The following is a 20,815-nucleotide window of genomic DNA, read 5'->3' on the forward strand; positions in this document are numbered from 1 at the left end:
AGAGCGTGGGAACGATCAGCGCTCAAACCCGTCAGTTCCTTACAGACCCTGCTGAAGGAGCCCGGCGTTTTGCTGAATCTAAAGACTGCATTACTGCTCGTCGCGTTGTTGGTGTGTGGCAATGGCGCGCTGCAAGCCGCGGCCGCGGCGCCTGCGGCAGCTGAGGCTCCCGCCAAGCCGGAGTTGTTGGTCGAAGGTGGCTTGCTCGGCGCCATCAGCTCCAGCATTGACGATGTGCAAGACAAACTCGACCTCAACCAGAACCTCATCGACGCCTGGCGCCTGCGCGCCGACCGTGCGGCGGATGAAGTCGGGCGGCTGGTCGATCAAACCGCCCAACGCTCGCCGTGGAGCGTGGCCGGTGACTTCCTGCTGCTGTCCGGGGTGTGGGTCGGCGCCTTTGCGGCACTCACGCTGCTCGGGCGCTTTAGCGTGCAACGCCTCGGTCGGCGGCGTTTCGTTGCACAGCGCGAGCGTCTGCAGGGCGTTCTTGGCTACGTGGTGCCCTACACGATTCCAGCCCTGATCTGCCTGCCGCTGACGCTTTACGTCAGCCACTTTTTACCCAGCTCCGTAGGCCGTGCGCTGGCGCTGTGTTTTGCCTATGCCACCAGCAGCGGCATCTTCTCGACGTCGATGCTGTTGTGCGTCATCGTCATGTTCAACGTCGGCCATAAACGCCCGGCCGTGCAGATTATTCGCAACTATTGCCCCAAGCCGCTGTTCCTGATCGGCTTTCTCGCCGCCCTCAGCGATGCCCTGACCAGCCCGCAGATCGCGCGCCAGTTGGGCGGCAATATCACCAGCAGCATCGCAGTGTTTACCGGCCTGTTTGCAGCGGTGATTTTCGGCGTGCTGGTGGTGCGCCTGCGCCGTCCGGTCGCGCACCTGATCCGCAATCGGCCGCTGGCCCAGCGCCTCAAACACCCGGCGCTGCAGCAATCGCTGCGAGTGTTTTCCGGGCTGTGGTATTGGCCGATTCTGTTGATGGTGCTGGTCTCGGCGATCAACCTGATCGGCGCCGGCGACGATAACCAGAAAGCTTTGCGTTGCGCGCTGTTCACCACGATTCTGTTGATCGGCACAGTGTTTCTCAGCACGGTGTTGCAACACCTGTTCAAGTCCCGCAGCCAGGTGGCGATCCAGCGCAGCAGCGCCTACAAAGAGCGCTTCCTCAGCCTGCTGCACGCAATACTGCGCATCGCCATGGCCATCGCGTTTATCGAAGTCCTTGGGCGTATCTGGGGGGTGTCGCTGTTCGAATTTGCCCAGCGTAACTCGGTAGGCCGGGCGATCAGCGATTCTCTCAGTAGCATCGGCCTGATCCTACTGGTGACCTGGCTGTTCTGGGTGGTGCTCGATACAGCAATCCAGGAGGCGTTGAAGCCGCCGGTCAACAAGCGCTCCAGTCGCCAGCCCAGCACGCGGGTCAAGACCATCCTGCCGTTGTTGCGCAATGCGGTGAAGATCGTGCTGGTGGTGATCTGCGCGATCACCACCATGGCTAACCTGGGCATCAATGTCGCACCTCTGCTGGCCGGTGCCGGTGTGGTCGGTCTGGCCATCGGTTTTGGCTCCCAGCAGTTGGTGCAGGACGTGATCACCGGCCTGTTCATCATCATTGAAGACACGCTGTCGATCGGCGATTGGGTAGTGCTCGACTCCGGCCATGCCGGCACCGTGGAAGGCCTGACCATCCGCACCCTGCGCCTGCGAGACGGCAAGGGGTTTGTGCACTCGGTGCCGTTCGGGCAGATCAAGGCGGTCACCAACCAGTCGCGGCAGTTTGCCTATGCGTTCTTCTCGGTGCAGTTCACCTACGACACCGACGTGGACAAGGCGGTGGAGCTGATCCGTGAGGCGGGGCAGTCGATCCGCGATGACGTGTTCCTCAAGTACAACCTGCAAGGTCCGCTGGAAGTGTTTGGGGTCGACAAGATGGACCTCAACGGCGTGGTGCTGACGGCGCAGTTCCGTACCGTGTCGGGTGGGCAATATGCTGTGAGCCGGGCATTTAACCAGCGCCTGAAAAAACTTGTGGATAACTGTGATGAGGTGCACTTCGCGCAAACTTATCCACAGCAGGTTTGGTTGCCCAAGCGTTCGGCGCATGTGGATGAGGCGGGTGAGGAGGTGCCGGGTGCGGTGGTGGTGACCGAGCAGCACAGGCCTCAATGATGTAATGACTGTCAGGGCCTCATCGCAGGCAAGCCAGCTCCCACCGTTGGAATGCATTCCCCTGTGGGAGCCGGGCTTGCCCGCGATGAGGCCGGCAAGGTCCATACAGGGTTCAGCGCCTGATTAACTTCTCCTGCACCGCCTGCAAGTCCTCCTCCAGCAACACCTGCTGCTTACCCGCGACCATCACCGCCGCCGGCAAGCCATCGCGATACACAATCCGGTTACCACTCACCGCCGGCACTTTATCGCCCGGCAGCAAGGTGCCCACCAGGTTCAACGGGTCCGCTCCGCACACCGCGATCAAACTGCCGTCATGTGGGCGACGGCGTACCTCGCGTAACAGTGGAATCGCTTCCGGCAGCGCAAACTGTTCCCCGGCCAAACCACTCACAAACCGCCCGCCGCGAATCTCACCCCGCGCTTCCAGGCGATGGAAGGTGCGCAGCAATTCGTGCCAGCTTGGCAGCCAGTCGGGCTCCCGCTCCAGCAACCGCCAGAACACCACGCCATAACGGCGCAGCAGGGTCATCGCCACATGCTCCAGGGTCTCGGCCGAATGCGGGCCGGCGGCGCTGGGCGAGCGGCGCAACAAGGCCCAGCGCCCGGCGTCGTCCATGCCGCCAATAAACGCCCCGCGCCCACGCCGGCTGCTGCGTGCCTGGCGTTTGCTGGCGGGCGTGGTCAAGGCCCGCAGCCCGGCAAAGCTGTCGGCATTCACCAGCCCCGCGCCCACCAGTTCCTGCAAGGCGGTTTCCAGTTCGCTGCGCAGCAGGTGGGCTTCATGCACCAGTTCGTCGAAAAACAGCGCGCCGTGTTCACGCAGCGCCAGGTGGACTTTTTGCGCCTTGGGCGACAGCGTGGTGCTGTCGGTCGGTTCGGTCAGCCCGCTCCACAACGGCACTTGGCTGCGCGGCAGCAACACCACCGGCGTACTGCGCAGTGCCAGGGCGCCGGCCTTGTGGCTCAGGCGCGTCCATACCAGTTTGCCGCTGCGGCACAGCTCGTCGAGCCAGGTGGAGGAATAGTCCTTGAGCCGCGCACTGAGCAAGTCGCTGTCCCAGGCCGAGGTGGCGGCGGCGTAACCTTCGAACTGCCCGACAATCTGCGGCAACATTGCGCTGCCCTGGCCGCGAGTGCCGTCGGACAGGTGCTGCCAATCGAACAGAAAGCGCATGAAGTCCTGCAGCGCCACCGGCTCGATTTCCCGGCGCAGACGCTTGACTGTGTAGCGATGGATACGCGCGAGCAAATGCCGCTCGCACCATTGTTCCTGGGTGGCGCCGGGGCTGAAATGGCCGCGCAGCACATAGCCTTCCTGCTCCAGACGCGCGAGTGCCTGGCTGATATCCGCGACCGGCAGCGCCAACGGCGTGGCGATCTCGACCAGGCTCAATGGGCCGAAAGCGCCGAGGCGCGCGCGCAGCACTTCGGCCAGTGCATCGTCAAAGGTCCAGGGCTCATCGAAGCCCGGCAACAACGGCAAGTCATTCGGATAGATCGCTTGCACGCAACTCAAGCGCTCTACCGCTACCCACAGGCCATTGTCCAGTTGATAGGCGCGCCCGCCCTTGGCCAAGGCGTGCAACCACTCGGCCCATTGCGGCGTGACTTCGTTGCCGGCGATACACGCCAGGCTCATCAGCGCTTCATGCATTTCATCCAGGCCATTGGGCGCGGGCCAGGCTTCTTCACGCACGCCGGCAATGGCCTCGGCGTCCAGCGCGCCGAGGTCGTCGGTACTGTGCGGGTCGCTCCAGCGACGGTTGAGCACGGCCTGGGTACGGCGCTCTTCCAATGGCGCGTCGTCGAGAAAGGTGTAGGGCCGCGCGCTGAGAATTTCGGCGGCCATGGGCGAGGGCGCAGGCAGGTCGCGGCTGATCAGGCGCACTTCGCCGCGCTCCATGCGCCGCAACAGTGTCAGCCAACCCTCGCTGTCCATGGCTTCGTGCAGGCAGTCGTCGAGGGTTTGCTCAACCAGCGGGTGTTCGGGTACTTCGCGTTCACCGGCGAGGTTTTCCAGGCAGGCAATCTGGTCGGGAAACACGCTGGCGATCAGGTCTTCGCTTTTCATGCGCTGGATCTGCGGCGCCACCTTGCGCCCGCCGGTGTAGCGCGGCAACGCCAGGGCCACACCGGCATTCCAGCGCCAGCGCACGCCAAACAGCGGTGCATCCAATACGGCCTGAATCAGCAGGTGTTCGGCGCTGTTGCTGTTCACATAGCGCCACACTTCATCCAGCTCAAAACTGTGGCTGGTGGACAGCGACAGCACGATTGCATTCTCACTGGCGGCTGCCTGCAATTCAAAGTTGAACGTGCGGCAAAAACGCTTGCGCAGCGCCAGGCCCCACGCACGGTTGATGCGGCTGCCGAACGGCGTGTGGATGATCAACTGAGTGCCGCCGGACTCATCGAAAAACCGTTCCATGATCAATGTGTCCTGGGACGGTAATGCGCTCAGCGCCAGGCGCGCACGGGCCAGGTAATCAAGGATCTGCTCGGCGCTGGCGCGGTTCAGGCCAAGGCTGGCGGTGAGCCAGTCTTGCGCGGGTTGCAGGTCACCGGGCGTGGTGCTGAGCAGAGCGTCCAACTGCCCCTGAAAACGTGCGACTGCCGACGACAACTCGTTGCTGCGCCCCGGTGCTTCACCCAGCCAGAAGGGGATGGTCGGCGGCTGGCCGTGGGCATCTTCGACGCGCACCTTGCCGCTTTCTACCCGCAGGATTCTGTAGGACGTATTACCGAGCTGGAAGATATCCCCGGCGATGCTCTCCACCGCGAAGTCTTCGTTGACGCTGCCGATGTTCAGGCTCTGAGGCTCCAGCAATACGCTGTAGTCGGCGTTGTCGGGGATGGTGCCGCCGCTGGTCACGGCGGTCAGTTTGGCGCCACGGCGGGCGCGCAGGGTGTGGGTCACGGCGTCACGGTGCAGGTAGGCACTGCGGATGCCCTGGCGGCCGTTATAGCCGTCGGCGAGCATGTGCAGCAGTGCCTGGTAGTGGCGTTCATCGAGTGCGGCGTAGGGCGAGGCGCGACGGATGAGGTCCAGCAATGCCTGTTCCGGCCATTCGCGGGCGCTGACTTCGGCGATGATTTGTTGGGCCAGCACGTCCAGCGGGGCGATGGGGATGTGCAAGGTGTCCAGTTCGCCGCGCCGCACGCAGTCGAGCAGGGCGGCGCATTCGATCAAATCATCACGGGTGGTGGCGAACAGTCGCCCCTTGGGCGTGCCGCCGACCTGGTGACCGGAACGCCCGACCCTTTGCAGAAAACCGTTGATGGAGCCGGGCGAGCCGATCTGGCACACCAGGTCGACCTCACCGATATCAATCCCCAACTCCAGCGACGCGGTGGCGATCAGCACTTGCAGTTCACCGGCCTTGAGCCGTTGCTCGGCGTCCAGGCGCAGCTCTTTGGCCAGGCTGCCGTGGTGCGCGGCCACAGCGGTCTTGCCCAAACGCTCGCTCAAGTGCCGGGCCAAGCGTTCGGCCAGGCGCCGGGTGTTGACGAACACCAGCGTAGTGCGGTGCTTGCGGGCCAGCGTGGCGAGGCGGTCGTAGACCAATTCCCACACATCGTTGGCCATCACCGCCGAGAGCGGCACTGGTGGTACTTCGATATCCAGGTCGCGGGGGCGCGCGTGGCCGATATCGACGATGGCGCACTCACGCCCGCTGCCGACCAAAAATCGCGACACCGCCTCGATAGGCTTTTGCGTGGCCGACAGGCCGACGCGGGTCAATGGCTCGCTGCATAACCCTTGCAGGCGCTCCAGGCTCAGAGCCAGGTGGCTGCCGCGCTTGCCGGCGGCGATGGCGTGGATTTCGTCGACGATCACCGTGCGCGTGCTGGCCAGCATCTGCCGACCGGAGTCCGAGCCCAGCAGCACGTAGAGCGATTCCGGTGTGGTGACGAGGATATGCGGCGGCCGTTTGCGCATGAGTGCGCGGTCTTTTTGCGGGGTGTCGCCGGTACGCACGGCGGTGCGGATAGTCAGCGGTGGCAAACCCAGCGCCTGCAATTGCGCGGTGATGCCGGCCAGCGGGTTTTGCAGGTTGATCTGGATATCGTTGGACAGCGCCTTGAGCGGCGACACGTACACCACCAGCGTTTCGTCCGGCAGTTGACCGCCGTTGGCCAGGCCTTGGTGGACCAGGTCATCGAGCACCGCCAGGAACGCAGTCAGGGTCTTGCCGGAGCCTGTGGGCGCGGCGATCAAGGTTGAGCGGCGTTGGCGGATCAGCGGCCACGCCTGGGCCTGGGCGCCGGTCACCGAGGGGAAGGTGTTGCCAAACCAGGCACTGACGGCGGGGTGGAAGCCGTCCAATACCGTGTCGGTTGATTCAGGAAGGTTCATCTATTGATTGATACTGCCCATGCCAACAAGTTGCAATCAGGTACTTTGTCCGTGACGGTTGCGCTACAAACCCGCAAAATGCAACGATTCTGGCAACAACCTACGGCAAGGCGCACACGCCTGCCGATAATAACCATCGTTCCAAACAGACCGGGCCTGCTCAATCTATGCGAATGCGCCTTATGTTACTGGGCGGCGGGAATGCCCTCGGGCAGGCGCTGATTCGCCTCGGTGCAGAGGAAGACATCGGTTTCCTCGCACCTAAACCGCCCCAAGACGGCTGGGATGCCGCGAGCCTCACCCAATTGCTCGACGACACCCGTCCCGATGCGCTGATCAACCTCGCCTACTATTTCGACTGGTTCCAGGCCGAAGCGGTCAGCGAAACACGTTTGGCCGCGCAGGAGTTCGCCATCGAACGCCTGGCCGAACTGTGCCAGCACCACAACATCACCTTGCTGCAACCGTCCAGCTACCGCGTGTTCGATGGCTCTCGTGCCACCGCCTACAGCGAAAAAGACGAGCCGATGCCCCTGGGCTTGCGCGGCCAGGCGTTATGGCGGATCGAGCAGAGCGTGCGCGCCACCTGCCCGCAACATGTGCTGCTGCGCTTTGGCTGGCTGCTGGATGACAGTGTCGATGGCACTCTCGGGCGCTTCCTGGCCCGTGCCGAGAAGCCGGATGAATTGCTGATGGCCGATGACCGGCGCGGCAACCCGACGCCGGTGGACGACGCGGCGCGGGTGATCATTTCAGTGCTTAAACAGCTCGATTGCGCGGCGCCGCTGTGGGGCACCTATCATTACGCCGGCCACGAAGCGACCACGCCGTTGGCGCTGGGGCAGGCGATCCTTACTGAAGCGCGCAATTTCCATCCGCTGGCGATCGAATCTCCCACCGCCCAGGCCCACGCGGCCCGGCCGGATGCGGCGGACGAGCCGCAGCACGCGGTGCTGGCCTGCAAGAAAATCCTCCACACCTTCGGCATCAAGCCACGGGCGTGGCGGGCGGGGTTGCCGGCGTTGCTGGATCGGTTCTACCGACATAGCTGAAGGCAACACAAAAAAATGTGGGAGCTGGGCTTGTGTGGGAGCTGGCTTGCCTGCGATAGCATCACCCCGGTATCACTGATACACCGAGGTGCCTGTATCGCGGGCAAGCCCGACTCCTACACAAGCCCAGCTCCCACATTGGGTTATGCCGTGTTGTTTAGAACTTGTAACCAATACCCACCATGTAAACCATCGGGTCAACATCCACATTGACCTTGGCGCGTGTGCCTTGGCCCAGCGCATTGTTATCCACAGTCGCCTTGGTGCTGATGTCGATGTAGCGCGCCTGGGCGTTGATCATCCACTTGTCGTTGATCATGTAGTCGGCGCCGATCTGCGCGGCCCAGCCCCAGGAGTTTTCAGCCTTGAAGTTGCTGAAGCCAGCTTGTTCGGCGCGGCTGCCAACGTGCTCGTCGTAGATCCAGGTGTAGTTGATACCGGCGCCTACATACGGCTGGAACGCGGACTTGTTGTCCAGCGGGTAGTACACGACGCTCAAGGTCGGCGGCAGGTGCTTGAGCGTACCGAGCTTGCCGTTGGCGGCGCCCAGGGCGGTGTTCTTGATCTTCACGTCATGCTCGAACGGCGTGGCGGCCAGCAGTTCGATACCGATGTGGTTGGTGATCATGTAGGCGAAGTTGAGGCCCAGTTGGGTGTCGCTGCTCATGGTCGCCTTGCCGCCCAGGTTGGTGCCGGCCAATGGCCCCTGGTCAACCTTCACATGGCCGCTGTCTGCTTTCGGGTTCACGGTGATTGCACCGGCGCGAATCAGAATATCGCCGGCTTCGTGAGCGTGTGCGACAGGGGCGGCGAGGGCGAGCGCGAAGAGGGACGCGCCGAGCAGAGACTTGTTCATGGGAGCTCCAAAAGGACGTTTAAAAGTTGTACGTCCAATGGTAAAGATCGTTCCGTCCGATCTTTTGACTCAGCTCAATGAAAGCTCGATCAGCGTTACTCCTGCAGTTCGTAGACGTAAATCTTCTCGGCATCCATCTGGTAACCGGCGTCGGCCAGCTCACTGGAAGACGGCTTGACCTGCATCGCACCTTCGATCCAATACGGCTGATACAGCTCATCAAGCTTCACGCCGACTTCGCTTTTTACATGCACGATCTGGTTCGACGGCGGCGGCGGTACGTGGATGCACGCGCCGAAATACGGCACCAGCAAAAACTCGGTGGTGCGGCCTTCTTCGCTGACTTCCAGCGGCACGATATAGCCCGGCAAACGGATGTGCTTGCCGTTAAGGCTCTGCACCACCGGCGCGTTGGGCAGTTCCTGTTTGGCCGCAGGCGCGGCCTCGACCGACAGCGCATCGGCCATGTTCGACAGGTCGTGCAGCGGTTTCATGTTGGGGACTTCCGGCGGCGCGTCCGGCGGGATCATTTCCTGCCACGACAGGTCCTTGGGCTGCTCGTCGGCCCAGGCGGGCACCACCACCAGCAGCAACAGCGCAAACAGGGCACGATGCATCGACAGCTTCCTCATAAACGTATGGACAGGCCATCGGCCAACGATTGCCGATAGGCGCGCCACGCGGGCACGCTGCCCATCAACAGCGCGGCGGCCAGGATACCGGCGAGCAAGGTCCATTCATATTCACTCGGCCACGACATCGGCAGGTCCAGGCCGTAGTTGGCCTGCAAATACCCGCGCGATGCGGCGATGCACACGTACAGCAGAGCCACGCCCGCCACGACGCCCGACAAAGCCAGCGCGAAGGCTTCGAAGATCAGCAGTGTCGCAATGTGCCACGGCCGTGCGCCCACCGAACGCAAAATTGCCATCTCGCGGCGGCGTTCATTGAGGCTGGTGAGGATTGCGGTGAGCATGCCGATCAAACCGGTCAGCACCACGAACAGCGAGATCACGAACAGCGCTTTTTCGGCGGTGCCCATCATGCTCCACAGCTCTTGCAGCGCCACGCCCGGCAGGATCGCCAGCATCGGCTCGCCACGGAATTCATTGATCTCGCGTTGCAGCGCGAAGGTGGAAATCTTGTTGTTCAGGCCGAGCATAAACGCAGTGATCGCTTGCGGCGTGAGGTCCATATTGCGTGCCTGGTCGGCACTGATACGGCCTTTGCCCTGGGCCGGCACGCCGTTGTGCCAGTCGATATGAATCGCCTCCATGCCGCCGAGGCTGATGTGCAGCGTGCGGTCCACCGGCGTGCCGGTGCGCTTGAGAATGCCGACCACGGTAAACGGTTTATCGTCGTGCTTGACCAGGCTAACCACTGCTACGCCGTGGGCCAGCACCAGCTTGTCGCCGAGCTTGTAGTGCAGCGCATCCGCCACTTCGGCGCCGAGCACCACTTCAAATGGGTCAGTGGCGAAAGCACGGCCGCTGGCCAGTTCGAGGTTCTGCTTGCGGCCATATTGGTAATGCTCGAAGTAGGACGCGTTGGTGCCCATCACGCGATAGCCACGGTGCGAGTCGCCGAGGGAAATCGGGATCGCCCATTTCACCTGCGGGCTGGCGGCGAAGTGTTCGAAGCTGTCCCAACGGATGTTATTGGTGGCGTTGCCGATGCGGAACACCGAATACAGCAGCAAGTTGACCGAGCCGGAGCGGGCGCCGACGATCAGGTCAGTGCCGCTGATAGTGCTGGCGAAACTGTTGCGCGCCTCTACGCGCACGCGTTCCACGGCGAGCAACAGGCATACCGAAAGGGCGATGGCGAAGGCAGTGAGAATCGCGGTAAAGCGGCGGTTAGCCAGGCTGGCCATGGCTAGACGGAACAGATACATCTCAAACCTCTGCGGGCGTGGCGGCGCGATTGAGTTCGGCCAGCGACAGGTGGCGGTCGAACAGCGGCGCGAGGCTCTGGTCATGGCTGACGAATAACAGACTGGCGCCTGCTTCGCGGCATTCGGCGAACAGCAGCTGAATGAACGCTTCGCGGGCGTCGTAATCGAGGGCCGAGGTGGGTTCGTCGGCGATCACCAGTTCCGGTTGGCCGATCAAGGCGCGGGCGGCGGCAACGCGTTGTTGCTGGCCGATGGACAGCGAGTCGGCACGGCGTTCCAGCAGGTCTTTGTCCTTCAAGCCCAAATGCGCCAGCAAGGTCGCGGCGGCCTGGTCGACGCTGCCGTGACGCTGAGTTGCCCGCTGCGCACGCAGTTTGGAAAAGTGACACGGCAGTTCGACGTTCTCGCGCACTGAGAGAAACGGCAGCAGGTTGAATTGCTGAAAAATATAGCCGGTGTGATCGACGCGGAAGCGGTCGCGGGCACCGGCCGAGAGTTCGGTCAGCTCCTGGCCGAGCAGGCGAATGCTGCCACGGCTGGGTTTCTGTACGCCGCCCAACAGCCCGAGCAAGGTGGTTTTGCCACTGCCGCTCGGGCCTTTGAGAAACAAAGTTTCCCCCGCTTCCAGGCGGAACGCGGGGATATCCAGCAACTGCGGGTGGCCGGGCCAGTTGAAGCCCAGGTCAGACAGTTCGATCAGTGCTTGGGTCATAGGGCATCAGTGGTCTGGTTTGATTTGGATGATGGCACCGATCCCATGTGGGAGCTGGCTTGCCTGCGATGACGGCGGCACATTCAATATCGATGTGTCTGTTATACCGCTATCGCAGGCAAGCCAGCTCCCACATTGACCGTGTTTCAAATCAGAATTTCAGGGTGGCTGCGGCGGCCGTCGCTTCAACACCTTGCTGGCCGCTTGGGCCGATCAGTTGTACCTGAATCTTCTGGGTGGCAGGGAAGGTCTTGAACACTTGGGTCAGGTCGAGGTTGCTCAGCGCGGTCGGCGTGGCGCAGGTGAACTGGTAGTGCGCGTGGATTTCGCTGTGGTCGTGATGATGTTCGTGGGCGGCAGCGCCTTTGCCGTCGGTGGCGTGGTCGTCATCGTCCTCATCATGGTCGGCTTCAGGCTTATCGCCAAACAACGGGCTGTTGAGTTCCTGGGTGCTGATCACACAACCGGCAGATTTGGGCAGCTTGAACAGCGCCTGTGGGTTTTCCAGCTGCTTGCGTGCGGCGGCGACCTTGGCTTTGTCGGCAGGCGTGGTGGCCTTGTGTTCAAAGCCCACAAGGTTCATGGCCGGGCTGTCGAATTCCAGCTCAAGCGCCTGGCCGTCGAGTACCGCATTGAGGCGGCCGACACCATGTTCGTGGGCACCGAGGCTGCCGTGTTCATGCTCATGATCGTGTTCATCGGCGGCGTGGGCGATGGCCAGGGGCAGCAGGGCAAACGGCAAGGCAAGCAGCAGACGGCGCATGAGAAGGCTCCATAAGATGAAAGTTTTGTTATGTGATCTTATAACAATATTCGCGCCAGTTTGAACGCCCGCTTGGCGTTGCGCAAGTCGCGTGGGAGCATGCGGGTCGGAAAACTGCGGGAGTAAGAGCGATGTTGCGAATTCGTGGAACCGTCGGTGACTTGCCGGTGGATTTGACCCTGGAACTCGATGACGGCGATTGGGCGCGCCTGGGCGAGCACTTGCAGGCAACACCGGCGCCGAGCGCGCCGGCTGTTGCGCCGGTCAAACACAACGATGATTTGTGGCAGAACGCCCAGGATCTGTTGCGCAAGGCCGGGCAACTTAATGGGCTTGAGTTGCTTGATCAGCTTGAAGGCTTGGCCGGTGATGCAGCCTCAGGCAAACGCCTGCTGGTACGGCTGCGCCACAGTGCCAGTGTGAAAGTGGCCAGCGGCGGGGATACGCCGCTGTACAGCTGGATCGGCGATTAATACAGCGCGGCGAACAACTTGCGACGGTACACCGTGACCAGCGGGTGGTCATTGCCCAGCAGTTCGAACACCTGCAGCAACGTCTTGTGCGGCAGGCCTTCGCTGTAGCTGCGGTTGCGGATAAACAGCTTGAGCAGGCCTTCCAGCGCGGCGTCGTATTGCTGGCGCGCCAGTTGCTGAATCGCCAGTTGATAGGCTGCTTCATCGTCCTGCGGGTCTTGCGCCAGGCGGCTTTTCAAGTCGGCGGCATCCGGCAGGTCGGCGGCCTGGCGCAGGAAGGTGATTTGCGCCTTGGCGCCGGCGAGGGCGGCTTTGTGATCGTCGCTTTTCACCGCGTCGAGTACAGCCTGAGCTTCGCCCAATTCACCGCGTTCGGCCAGGCAACGTGCATACAGAATCAGCGCGGCGGCGTTGGTGTTGTCCTCGCCCAGCAGCGCCATCAGCACGGCCTCTGCATCGCTGATACGGCCTTCGGCAAACAACGCCTGGGCCTGTTCCAGCGGGTCAGCGGCCTTCGGTGGCGGCATCTTCACGTGGGGCTCGAGCATCGCTCGCACGGCCGACTCCGGCTGCGCCCCGGCAAATCCATCCACCGGCTGGCCGTCCTTGAACAGCACCACCGTGGGCAGGCTTTGAATGCCAAAACGCGCGACGATGTCCTGCTCGGCCTCGCAATCGACCTTGGCCAGCAGCAACTCGCCCTGATAACTCTCGGCAATTTTCGCCAGCATCGGCATCAATGCCTTGCACGGCGCGCACCACTCGGCCCAGAAATCCACCAGCACGGGTTTTTCGAATGAGTTCTGAATCACTGCCTGGTCGAACGTAGCAGTGGTGGCGTCGAAGATGTACGGCGTGGGCTCACTCATGGGGCGTCTCGAATAAAGCGGGAATGGGGCAACTATAAGGGCTGGCGAGGTTGGCTGAAAGCATGATGAGTTCAAGCCAGCCCCTACTGGAGAATGCGCTCAACTGTGGCGAGCAGGCTTGCCCGCAATGGCCTCAAGCGCGCCGCGAATGGTACAGGCTCACTTTGCGAAACTCCCAAGGCTCGGCCAGGTCCGGCAGCGTCAGCGCATCGAGGATGTCCAGGCGCTGATACGCCGGGTGCTGGAAGTCGCGCACCCGGGAGTCGGCCACCAGCGCTTCATGGCCACGCGTCAGGAAGTGGTCGAGCAGCGGCAGGTTGGAACGGTCGTAGAGCACGTCGGCCACCAGGATCAGGTCGAAGCGGTCGGCCTCGGCAAAAAAGTCGGCTGAATAACTCAGCGCTACACCATTGAGTTCGGCGTTTGCCCGGCAAGCGGCCAAAGCCAGCGGGTCGAGGTCGCAGGCCACCACTTCCAGCGCGCCCGCTTTAACCGCAGCAATCGCAGCCACACCGGAACCTGCGCCAAAATCCAGCACGCGTTTGCCCGCCACCCACTCGGGATTCGCTGCCAGGTAGCGCGCCAGTGCCAAACCGCTGGCCCAGCAAAAACTCCAGTACGGCGGTTCATGCAGGATGCGCCGGGTCTCTTCCTGGCTGAAGGCACGGTCCATGTTGCCTGCGTCCAGCAGCCACAACGACAGCTCGGTGCCCGGCAGCGGGCAGGGCACCAGTTGTGCGTCGCCGATCAGTTCGCTCAGGGCACGTTGCAGGCCCAGCGGTGGCGTCATGGTGCCCGGACGAGTTGCAGAGGGCCGGTGGTCTGGGTGATCGCCTGGGTGATACGCACCGCAGGCAGGTGCAGGATCAACTGGCCGGACTGGCTGGCGCGACCGCGCAGTTCAACCCGTGCACCGGCTGGGAAAGCCTCTGGGTTAAAACGCAGGCGGAAGGCCAGTGGCTTGCCGTTGCCGGTGAGTACGCTGCTGGCGAGCAGTTGTTGCGGGCGGTTGCGCTCATCGATTACCAGCAGGGCCAGTTCGACTTCGGCATTGGCTGGCACGCCATTCAGGCTGCCGTTGATTTCCCGCTGGTAAGCCGGCAAGGGGCCGAGGTCTTCAATGCCGGGGACTTTTTTCTCTTGGGCAGGCGCGGGTTGTGGTGTCGACGGTTTTGGGGCTTCGCTGCTACAGGCGACCAGAAAACTGAACAGGGCGAGTAAAACAAGTGGTCGTAACTGCATGTACGGCTCCAGAAAGGACAAAATCCGTGGCTTAAAAAATATGAAACATAATAGTCAGCCTATATACCGTAAAGGCTATGGCTTGTCTTGCCACGGGGATGCGCTACCATGGCCCTCCCATTTTTTGTTGCCTGCCAACCATGCACTGTCCCTTCTGCGGTGCCAACGACACCAAGGTCATTGACTCGCGTCTGGTCGCCGAGGGCGATCAAGTACGCCGCCGGCGCGAATGCCTGGCCTCTGGCTGCGGTGAACGTTTCACCACCTTCGAAACCGCCGAACTGGTGTTGCCACGTCTGATCAAGTCCGACGGCAGCCGCCAGCCTTTCGACGAAGAAAAACTGCGCGCCGGTATGCAGCGCGCCCTGGAAAAACGCCCGGTGAGTGTCGAGCGACTGGAGGCGGCGCTGGTGCATATCAAGCACAAGCTGCGCGCCACCGGCGAGCGCGAGGTCAAGAGCCTGGTGGTTGGAGAACTGGTGATGGGCGAGCTGCAAAAGCTCGACGAAGTCGCCTATATCCGTTTCGCCTCCGTGTATCGACGCTTCCAGGACCTCAATGAGTTCCGCGAAGAGATCGACCGCCTGGCCCGTGAGCCTGCCAAAGAATGAACCCACCGTCTGCCGAACAAGCCGTCCTCGACGCCCATTACATGGCCCGCGCCCTCGAATTGGCGCGCAAAGGCCTGTACACCACCCACCCCAACCCACGAGTGGGCTGCGTGATTGTGCGGGATGGGCAGATTGTCGGCGAAGGCTGGCATGAGCGCACCGGCGAGCCCCATGCCGAGCCGAACGCCCTGCGCGCCGCCGGCGACAAGGCCCGTGGCGCCACGGTGTACGTGACCCTCGAGCCGTGCAGCCACCATGGGCGCACGCCGCCTTGCGCCGATGCGCTGGTGACCGCCGGTGTGGCACGCGTAGTGGCCGGGATGCAGGACCCGAATCCGGAAGTGGCCGGGCGCGGGCTGCAGCGCTTGGCTCAAGCCGGCATCGAAACCCACAGCGGCGTACTCGAACAACAAGCGCGCGCGCTGAACCCCGGCTTCCTCAAGCGTATGGAACACGGCCTGCCGTTTGTGCGGGTCAAGCTGGCGATGAGCCTGGACGGCCGTACCGCGATGGCCAGCGGCGAAAGCCAATGGATTACCGGGCCGGCTGCCCGCGCCGCCGTGCAGCGCCTGCGCGCCGAGGCCAGTGTAGTGCTGACCGGCGCCGATACGGTGCTGGCCGACGGTGCGCGCCTTACTGTGCGCGCCGCTGAGCTTGGTCTGGACGAAGAAACCACCGCTCTGGCCATGTCGCGCCCGCCATTGCGCGTGTTGATCGACGGTCGCCTGCGGGTGCCGCTCAACGCGCCGTTCTTCAAGGCCGGCCCGGCGCTGGTCATCACCTGCGTCACCCCGGAAAACCAGTTCCCGCGTGGCCCGGAATGCCTGGTGGTGCCGGGCGTTGAAGGCCAGGTCGACCTGCGTTCGGCGCTGCTGGCGCTGGCAGCCCGTGGCGTCAACGAAGTGCTAGTGGAAGCCGGCCCAAGCCTGGCGGGCGCGTTTGCCCAGCAAGGCCTGGTCGACGAATACGTGATTTTCGTCGCCGGCAAGTTCCTGGGCTCCGCCGCCCGGCCTTTGCTCGACTGGCCGCTTGAGAAACTGGCCGACGCCCCCCAACTCAAGATCACTGAAATGCGCGCTGTAGGCGACGACTGGCGAGTCACTGCCATCCCGCTACCACCAGCGAGCGTATAATTCCGACCGGGCGCTCCAGCGCCCGTCCCGTTTTCCAGGAGAAGGCCATGTTCACCGGCATTATCGAATCCATCGGCAGCATCCGCGCCATGACCCCAAAGGGCGGCGACGTACGCCTGCTGGTTGAAACCGGCAAGCTCGACCTCGGCGACGTCAAGCTGGGCGACAGCATCGCTGTCAGCGGCGTGTGCCTGACCGTCATCGAGTTGCCGGGTAACGGCTTTGCCGCCGACGTCAGCCGGGAAACCCTGGACTGCACCGCGATGAATGACCTCAAAGCCGGCAGCCCGGTCAACCTGGAAAAAGCCCTGACCCCGACCACCCGTTTGGGCGGCCACCTGGTCAGCGGCCACGTCGACGGCGTCGGCGAGGTGGTTGCACGCAGCGAAAACGCGCGCGCCGTGGAATTCCGTATCCGCGCGCCGAAAGAGCTGGCCAAGTACATCGCCCACAAAGGCTCGATCACCGTCGACGGCACCAGCCTGACCGTGAACGCCGTGAATGGCGCCGAATTCGAACTGACCATCATCCCGCACACCCTGAGCGAAACCATCATGGCGTCGTACCAGCCAGGTCGCCGGGTGAACCTGGAAGTCGACTTGCTTGCCCGTTACCTGGAGCGCCTGCTGATGGGCGATAAGGCCGCAGAGCCAGCATCCGGGAACATCACTGAAAGTTTTCTGGCCGCTAACGGCTACCTGAAATCCTGACCAAGGGGGTGCCGCGTGGCGCTCAATAGCATCGAAGAACTGGTTGAAGACATCCGCCAAGGCAAGATGGTCATCCTGATGGATGACGAAGATCGCGAGAACGAAGGCGATATCATCATGGCCGCCGAGGCGTGCAAGCCCGAGCACATCAACTTTATGGCCAAGCACGCCCGTGGGCTGATCTGCATGCCCATGAGTCGCGAGCGCTGCGAGCTGCTCAAGCTGCCGTTGATGGCGCCGCGCAATGGCTCGGGTTTTGGTACCAAGTTCACCGTATCGATTGAAGCGACCACCGGCGTCACCACCGGCATTTCCGCCGCCGACCGCGCCCGCACGGTGCAAGCCGCTGCGGCCAAAGACGCCAAGGCCGAAGACATCGTCAGCCCCGGCCACATTTTCCCGCTGATGGCCCAACCGGGCGGCACCCTCGCTCGCGCCGGCCACACCGAGGCGGCCTGTGACCTGGCGCGCATGGCCGGTTTCGAGCCAAGCGGCGTGATCTGCGAAGTGATGAACGACGACGGCACTATGGCCCGTCGCGCCGAACTCGAGGCGTTTGCTGCCGAACACGGCATCAAGATCGGCACCATTGCCGACCTGATTCACTACCGCATGATCCACGAACGTACCGTTCAGCGGATTGCCGAGCAGCCGCTGGACAGCGAACTGGGCCAGTTCAACCTGGTGACCTACCGTGATTCAGTCGAAGGCGATGTGCACATGGCCCTCACCTTGGGGAGCATTTGCGCTGAAGAACCGACCCTGGTGCGCGTGCATAACATGGACCCGCTGCGCGACCTGCTGATGGTCAAGCAGCCGGGCCGCTGGAGCCTGCGCGCCGCCATGGCCGCGGTTTCCGAGGCCGGCAGCGGTGTGGTGTTGCTGCTGGGCAACCCGGTGGATGGCGACGTATTGCTCGCGCATATTCGTGAAACCGCCGAGCACACCCAGGTCAAAACACCGACCACCTACAGCATCGTCGGTGCCGGTTCGCAGATTCTGCGTGACCTCGGTGTGCGCAAAATGCGCCTGATGAGCGCACCGATGAAATTTAATGCGATATCCGGATTCGACCTGGAAGTTGTAGAATACGTGCCCTCCGAATAAAGGCTGGCGTTTTCTGCCCCTTGTTCGCGGTTAAATCATCACTGAGGGACGCACTTTTCGCGTCCCGGCTCTTTAAGAGATTTGTCGAATGACCCTGAAGACCATCGAAGGTACCTTCATCGCCCCCAAAGGCCGCTATGCCCTGGTGGTTGGCCGCTTCAACAGCTTCGTGGTTGAAAGCCTGGTAAGCGGTGCCGTGGATGCCCTGGTTCGCCACGGTGTGAGCGAGAGCGACATCACTATCATCCGCGCCCCTGGCGCCTTCGAAATTCCACTGGTTGCGCAAAAAGTTGCACAGCAGGGTGAATACGCGGCGATCATCGCCCTGGGCGCGGTCATTCGGGGCGGTACTCCGCACTTCGAATACGTGGCTGGCGAATGCACCAAGGGCCTGGCCCAGGTGTCCATGGAGTTCGGCGTGCCAGTCGCTTTCGGCGTACTGACCGTAGATTCCATCGAGCAAGCCATCGAGCGCTCCGGCACCAAGGCCGGTAACAAGGGCGCAGAAGCTGCCTTGTCCGCACTGGAAATGGTTAGCCTGCTGTCGCAGTTGGAGGCCAAGTGATTTCCGACGAGAGCGATCAGTTCAACCCACAGGATCCGCGTCCAGCCGATGCCGGCAAGCCATCCAAAAGCGAGAAGCGCCGTAAGGCGCGTCAACTCGCGACCCAGGCGCTGTACCAGCGCCTGATGGCCGGAGCCTCGCTGAACGAAATCGAAGCGCAGTTTCGCGTCGACAACGACTTCACGTTTGCCGACCAGAGCTACTTCCACGATATCCTGCACGGTGTGCATGCCAACCTGACCGAGATCGACACGGCTCTGGCGCCATGCCTGGACCTGACCATTGAAGAACTCGACCCGGTTGAACTGTGCGTGATGCGCCTGTCCACCTGGGAGTTGCTCAAGCGCGTCGACGTGCCTTACCGCGTGGTGATCAACGAAGGTATCGAGCTGGCGAAAGTCTACGGCTCGACCGACGGCCACAAGTTCGTCAACGGCGTGCTCGACAAGCTGGCCCCGCGCCTGCGCGAAGCTGAAGTGAAGGAACACAAGCGCTAAGTCGCTTGAGTCCTGAATGGGTGAGTTCGAGCTGATCCGCAATTACTTCGCTGCCGCGCCTTGTGCGCAGGGCGGTGAAGGCATTGCCTTGGGGATCGGCGACGACTGCGCCCTGCTGGCGCTCCCTGCCGGGGAGCAGTTGGCAATCTCCACCGATACGCTGGTGGCTGGCGTGCACTTCGCCGACCCCTGTGACCCGTTCCTGCTCGGCCAGCGCTCGTTGGCCGTGGCAGTCAGCGACCTGGCCGCCATGGGCGCCCATCCTCTGGCCTTCACCCTCGCTCTCACCACACCCACCGTCGATGCCGATTGGCTGCAACGCTACGCCCAGGGTTTGAACGCCATGGCGCAAAGCTGCGGCGTGGGGTTGGTGGGCGGCGATACCACGCGCGGGCCGCTGAGCCTGACCCTGACCGTGTTTGGCCGTGTGCCGGCCGGGCAGGCGTTGGTTCGCAGCGGTGCGCAGCCGGGTGATTTGCTGTGTGTGGGTGGTGAACTGGGTAACGCTGCCGGCGCTTTGCCGCTGGTATTGGGGCAACGCACGGCGGACGCAGCTATCGCTGATCCGCTGCTCGCCCATTACTGGTCGCCGCAACCGCAGTTGGCGCTGGGCCTCGCGCTTCGGGGTAAGGCCACGTCTGCGATGGACATCTCCGACGGCCTGCTGGCCGATTGTGGGCATATCGCCAAGGCATCGGCTGTCAGGCTGGTCATTGAGCGTGAGAAACTGCCGTTATCCCAGGCGTTGCTGGCGTTTGTTGGCGATGACGATGCCCGTGTGGCCGCGTTGAGCGGGGGCGACGACTATGTGTTGGCGTTCACCCTGCCACCGGCCGAGCTGGCGCCGCTGTTGGCGGACGGCTGGCCGATTCACGTGATCGGCCGGGTCGCGGCGGGGCAGGGTGTGACGCTGATTGACGCCGCCGGGCAAGACATCACGCCAGCCGTGCGCGGCTATCAGCATTTTCGCGACACGCCGTAAGCGACAGACCTGCGCTACCCTCTATACGGTTATCCCTGTACAGGAGGTAGTCACCATGGGTGTGCGCCGTTGGCTGCTGATAGTGTTGTGCGCTCTCGCAACCCAGATTCTCGCCGATGAAGCACCTGTCCCTGGCAAGATCATGCTGGCCAGTGAGCAGTGGAACGACTACACCAACAAAGATGGCAGCGGCCTGGCCTGGGATGTGTTGCGAAAGATCTTCGAGCCGGTGGGCATTACCGTGCAAACCCGCAGCGTGCCCTATACCCGTTCGGTCGGCCTGGCCCAGCGTGGCGAGGTGGATGGCTGGGTCGGTTCTTATCGCGACGAAGCCAGTGGCGTGTTGTACCCGCACTGGAATTTCGACTCCGACCACATCTACGCCCTAGGGCTGGCAGCCACACCTGCACCGAGCATCGCCACGCTGGGCAATTATCGTTTGGCCTGGGTGCGCGGCTACAAGTACGACGAATACCTGCCGAATGTGCGCCGCTTCAACCCGATAGAACGTCGGAGTGGCATCCTGCCGATGCTGCAACACGGCCGCGCCGACTTCTATATTGATGCCCTCACTGAAGCCAAATACGTGCTCAGCCAGTCGGATGACCCGGCGCAATTCAAGCTCACTCATATAGCCGAACTGCCGCTCTACATAGGCTTTGCCGACACCGAGCGTGGGCGGGAATTGATGGGGGTTTATGAGCAACGCATGGCCACGTTGGTGAAGAGCGGCGAGTTGAAAGCGATTTTCGAGCACTGGAAACAACCGTACCCGTTCTGACCTGCATAGAACCAGGACGAAGGCCAATCG

The 20,815-nt window shown here is 62.7% G+C and carries 20 protein-coding genes; 11 read left to right on the plus strand and 9 right to left on the minus strand.

Annotated features, from left to right (window positions below; genetic code table 11):
- Nucleotides 1–69 precede the first annotated feature (69 nt).
- Nucleotides 70–2,178 carry a mechanosensitive ion channel family protein gene (locus tag AB4P96_RS05225; RefSeq protein ID WP_236460136.1) on the plus strand — a complete coding sequence of 703 codons (2,109 nt, stop codon included), beginning with the start codon at nucleotides 70–72 and terminating at the stop codon, nucleotides 2,176–2,178.
- A 112-nt stretch (nucleotides 2,179–2,290) separates the two neighbouring features.
- On the opposite strand, the gene AB4P96_RS05230 is transcribed toward AB4P96_RS05225, so the two are convergent.
- Nucleotides 2,291–6,538: a DEAD/DEAH box helicase gene (locus tag AB4P96_RS05230; protein ID WP_395600562.1), complete on the minus strand. Its 4,248-nt coding sequence runs from the start codon at nucleotides 6,536–6,538 to the stop codon at nucleotides 2,291–2,293.
- A gap of 167 nt (nucleotides 6,539–6,705) precedes the next feature.
- Here AB4P96_RS05230 and AB4P96_RS05235 point away from each other — a divergent pair, with 167 nt between their 5' ends.
- Nucleotides 6,706–7,590, plus strand: coding sequence for a sugar nucleotide-binding protein (locus AB4P96_RS05235; RefSeq protein ID WP_395600563.1), 885 nt, complete (start codon nucleotides 6,706–6,708; stop codon nucleotides 7,588–7,590).
- A 157-nt stretch (nucleotides 7,591–7,747) separates the two neighbouring features.
- On the opposite strand, the gene AB4P96_RS05240 is transcribed toward AB4P96_RS05235, so the two are convergent.
- The 5 genes from AB4P96_RS05240 to AB4P96_RS05260 all read right to left on the minus strand — a co-directional run bounded on the left by AB4P96_RS05240 (nucleotide 7,748) and on the right by AB4P96_RS05260 (nucleotide 11,815).
- The gene (locus AB4P96_RS05240; RefSeq protein ID WP_017135983.1) at nucleotides 7,748–8,446 is read right to left on the minus strand and encodes an OmpW family protein; all 699 of its coding nucleotides are present in this window, start codon (nucleotides 8,444–8,446) and stop codon (nucleotides 7,748–7,750) included.
- A 95-nt stretch (nucleotides 8,447–8,541) separates the two neighbouring features.
- Nucleotides 8,542–9,063, minus strand: coding sequence for a DUF3299 domain-containing protein (locus AB4P96_RS05245; RefSeq protein WP_017135984.1), 522 nt, complete (start codon nucleotides 9,061–9,063; stop codon nucleotides 8,542–8,544).
- Nucleotides 9,064–9,074: 11 nt separating this feature from the next.
- Nucleotides 9,075–10,340, minus strand: coding sequence for an ABC transporter permease (locus AB4P96_RS05250; RefSeq protein WP_395600564.1), 1,266 nt, complete (start codon nucleotides 10,338–10,340; stop codon nucleotides 9,075–9,077).
- A 1-nt stretch (nucleotide 10,341) separates the two neighbouring features.
- Complete coding sequence (locus AB4P96_RS05255) at nucleotides 10,342–11,052, minus strand: ABC transporter ATP-binding protein (RefSeq protein ID WP_236446717.1); 711 nt, start codon at nucleotides 11,050–11,052, stop codon at nucleotides 10,342–10,344.
- Between the two features lie 151 nt (nucleotides 11,053–11,203).
- The gene (locus AB4P96_RS05260) at nucleotides 11,204–11,815 is read right to left on the minus strand and encodes a DUF2796 domain-containing protein (RefSeq protein ID WP_099547550.1); all 612 of its coding nucleotides are present in this window, start codon (nucleotides 11,813–11,815) and stop codon (nucleotides 11,204–11,206) included.
- 131 nt (nucleotides 11,816–11,946) lie between these two features.
- Here AB4P96_RS05260 and AB4P96_RS05265 point away from each other — a divergent pair, with 131 nt between their 5' ends.
- On the plus strand, nucleotides 11,947–12,288 hold the full coding sequence (locus AB4P96_RS05265) for a hypothetical protein (RefSeq protein WP_017135988.1): 342 nt from the start codon (nucleotides 11,947–11,949) through the stop codon (nucleotides 12,286–12,288).
- Here AB4P96_RS05265 and trxA read toward each other — a convergent pair.
- From trxA to AB4P96_RS05280, 3 genes are all read right to left on the minus strand, one after another.
- Nucleotides 12,285–13,157, minus strand: coding sequence for a thioredoxin (trxA, locus tag AB4P96_RS05270; protein ID WP_236446720.1), 873 nt, complete (start codon nucleotides 13,155–13,157; stop codon nucleotides 12,285–12,287). The two genes, AB4P96_RS05265 and trxA, sit on opposite strands and share 4 nt — an antisense overlap.
- A gap of 133 nt (nucleotides 13,158–13,290) precedes the next feature.
- Nucleotides 13,291–13,947, minus strand: coding sequence for a methyltransferase (locus tag AB4P96_RS05275; protein ID WP_236460132.1), 657 nt, complete (start codon nucleotides 13,945–13,947; stop codon nucleotides 13,291–13,293).
- On the minus strand, nucleotides 13,944–14,399 hold the full coding sequence (locus AB4P96_RS05280) for a YbaY family lipoprotein (RefSeq protein WP_017135991.1): 456 nt from the start codon (nucleotides 14,397–14,399) through the stop codon (nucleotides 13,944–13,946). Before AB4P96_RS05280 ends, AB4P96_RS05275 begins: the two co-directional genes overlap by 4 nt.
- A 140-nt stretch (nucleotides 14,400–14,539) precedes the next feature.
- On the opposite strand from AB4P96_RS05280, the gene nrdR reads away from it, so the two are divergent.
- From nrdR to AB4P96_RS05320, 8 genes are all read left to right on the plus strand, one after another.
- Nucleotides 14,540–15,010, plus strand: coding sequence for a transcriptional regulator NrdR (nrdR, locus tag AB4P96_RS05285; protein ID WP_015886108.1), 471 nt, complete (start codon nucleotides 14,540–14,542; stop codon nucleotides 15,008–15,010).
- Nucleotides 15,007–16,143 carry a bifunctional diaminohydroxyphosphoribosylaminopyrimidine deaminase/5-amino-6-(5-phosphoribosylamino)uracil reductase RibD gene (gene ribD, locus AB4P96_RS05290; RefSeq protein WP_017135993.1) on the plus strand — a complete coding sequence of 379 codons (1,137 nt, stop codon included), beginning with the start codon at nucleotides 15,007–15,009 and terminating at the stop codon, nucleotides 16,141–16,143. Before nrdR ends, ribD begins: the two co-directional genes overlap by 4 nt.
- 47 nt (nucleotides 16,144–16,190) lie before the next feature.
- Nucleotides 16,191–16,853: a riboflavin synthase gene (locus AB4P96_RS05295; protein WP_017135994.1), complete on the plus strand. Its 663-nt coding sequence runs from the start codon at nucleotides 16,191–16,193 to the stop codon at nucleotides 16,851–16,853.
- 15 nt (nucleotides 16,854–16,868) lie between these two features.
- On the plus strand, nucleotides 16,869–17,960 hold the full coding sequence (ribBA, locus tag AB4P96_RS05300) for a bifunctional 3,4-dihydroxy-2-butanone-4-phosphate synthase/GTP cyclohydrolase II (protein WP_017135995.1): 1,092 nt from the start codon (nucleotides 16,869–16,871) through the stop codon (nucleotides 17,958–17,960).
- A gap of 88 nt (nucleotides 17,961–18,048) precedes the next feature.
- Nucleotides 18,049–18,525, plus strand: coding sequence for a 6,7-dimethyl-8-ribityllumazine synthase (gene ribE, locus AB4P96_RS05305; protein WP_003176356.1), 477 nt, complete (start codon nucleotides 18,049–18,051; stop codon nucleotides 18,523–18,525).
- Nucleotides 18,522–19,022, plus strand: a complete 501-nt coding sequence (gene nusB / locus AB4P96_RS05310) for a transcription antitermination factor NusB (RefSeq protein WP_017135996.1) — start codon at nucleotides 18,522–18,524, stop codon at nucleotides 19,020–19,022. Before ribE ends, nusB begins: the two co-directional genes overlap by 4 nt.
- 16 nt (nucleotides 19,023–19,038) lie before the next feature.
- Entirely contained in the window at nucleotides 19,039–20,004 is a 966-nt protein-coding gene (gene thiL, locus AB4P96_RS05315) for a thiamine-phosphate kinase (protein ID WP_017135997.1), read from the plus strand.
- 55 nt (nucleotides 20,005–20,059) lie between these two features.
- Nucleotides 20,060–20,785: a substrate-binding periplasmic protein gene (locus tag AB4P96_RS05320; protein ID WP_395600565.1), complete on the plus strand. Its 726-nt coding sequence runs from the start codon at nucleotides 20,060–20,062 to the stop codon at nucleotides 20,783–20,785.
- Nucleotides 20,786–20,815: the final 30 nt, after the last annotated feature.

The organism is Pseudomonas sp. B19125, assembly GCF_044218855.1.
GTDB classification, from domain to species: domain Bacteria; phylum Pseudomonadota; class Gammaproteobacteria; order Pseudomonadales; family Pseudomonadaceae; genus Aquipseudomonas; species Aquipseudomonas edaphica.